This is a genomic window from Candidatus Pelagibacter communis (assembly GCF_001180225.1).
In the GTDB taxonomy this organism is placed as follows: domain Bacteria; phylum Pseudomonadota; class Alphaproteobacteria; order Pelagibacterales; family Pelagibacteraceae; genus Pelagibacter; species Pelagibacter ubique_D.
Map to the genome: position 1 here is coordinate 1 of NZ_CVST01000023.1, position 1,180 is coordinate 1,180.

The 1,180-nt window shown below is 30.8% G+C and carries 3 protein-coding genes; all 3 read right to left on the reverse strand.

The annotated features are described in order from the left end of the window. Window positions 1-146: 146 nt before the first annotated feature. A complete protein-coding gene (locus tag AMN99_RS01575) occupies window positions 147-275 on the reverse strand; it encodes a DUF2256 domain-containing protein (RefSeq protein ID WP_075506097.1) in 129 nt (42 codons plus the stop codon). A gap of 1 nt (window position 276) precedes the next feature. Further along, window positions 277-606, reverse strand: a complete 330-nt coding sequence (locus AMN99_RS01580) for a hypothetical protein (protein WP_075506098.1) — start codon at window positions 604-606, stop codon at window positions 277-279. Window positions 607-611: 5 nt separating this feature from the next. Beyond that, on the reverse strand, window positions 612-1,180 hold a 569-nt coding region (locus AMN99_RS01585; protein ID WP_306452582.1), incomplete at its 5' end, for an FAD-binding domain-containing protein.

Consider the following 1,180-nt stretch of genomic DNA (forward strand, 5'->3'; position numbering starts at 1 on the left):
AACAAACAAAAACCAAAAAACTCTATACCTATATTTAAGGCCACAAATAAAGAATATAGAATTGCTGTAATAACCCCTGCCCATTCAAAGATTTTATTATTCATTATCAATATTATTATGTTGGAATATTAAATTTTTAAAGAGGTCTATTTTGATGAAGAACACTTTTTTGAACAATATTTAACTTTATCCCAATTTAATTTCCACTTTTTGCGCCAAGTAAATGGTCTTTTACATACAGGACAAACCTTCGAAGGTAAATTTTGTTTTTTCAATTTAATATTCTTTAAAATTTTTATTCCAAAGATCTAAAGCTTCATCCCAAGTTGGAATATGATCACTTTCATAACCATATGTTGAGCCTGTTGCAATTGCTCTAAAATTTCTCATTGCTTTTGAGTGCTCAGTTCCATTTAAATATTTAACCATCAGCTTTCTATCTTTCCAAGCTGTTAAAGTATGCTGGTATCCGTTAAATGGCTTCGTTTCACAAAATATGTTTCCTTCAGCTTTTTGTGCTGCCCTAAAAGATGGGATTGCTAATAACCAAAATCTTAGTTTTGAAAAAAAATTTTTTGGCTTCAAACCAGTAATGGCAATATACATAAAGTTTAGTTTGTATTTTGTTTAATAAATTTATCTGCTTCAGATAAAATTAATTTTTTTCTATCAGTTTTCATTTTATCAAAGATACGGACCATCATTGAAAGACGAGGATTTTTTAAAAAAAATTTTCTGTTTCGATCTATGAATCTCCAATAAAGACCATCCATAGTATTACACCAATCACCTTTCTTAAAGTCCATCATTTTCATAAAATATGCAGATCCACAAATATAAGGTTTAGTGGCGAAAATCCCTCCATCACTAAACAATCCCATTCCATAAACATTGGGAACCATTACCCAATCTGATGAGTCTACAAACATCTCCATAAACCACTTGTAAACAATTGTGGGCTTTATCTCACAAAGGTTCATGATGTTGGATAAGATCATTAATCTTTCAATGTGATGTGACCAACCATGATTGACTGCATTTTTAATCGCATAATCTAATGGTGGAAGACCAGTAGTACCCTCATACCATGAACTTTTCATTTTTCTATTCTGTTTAAAAAAATTTCCTGTTTCCATTTCATGCGAGTAGGACTGGTAAATTCCACGCATAAATTCTCTCC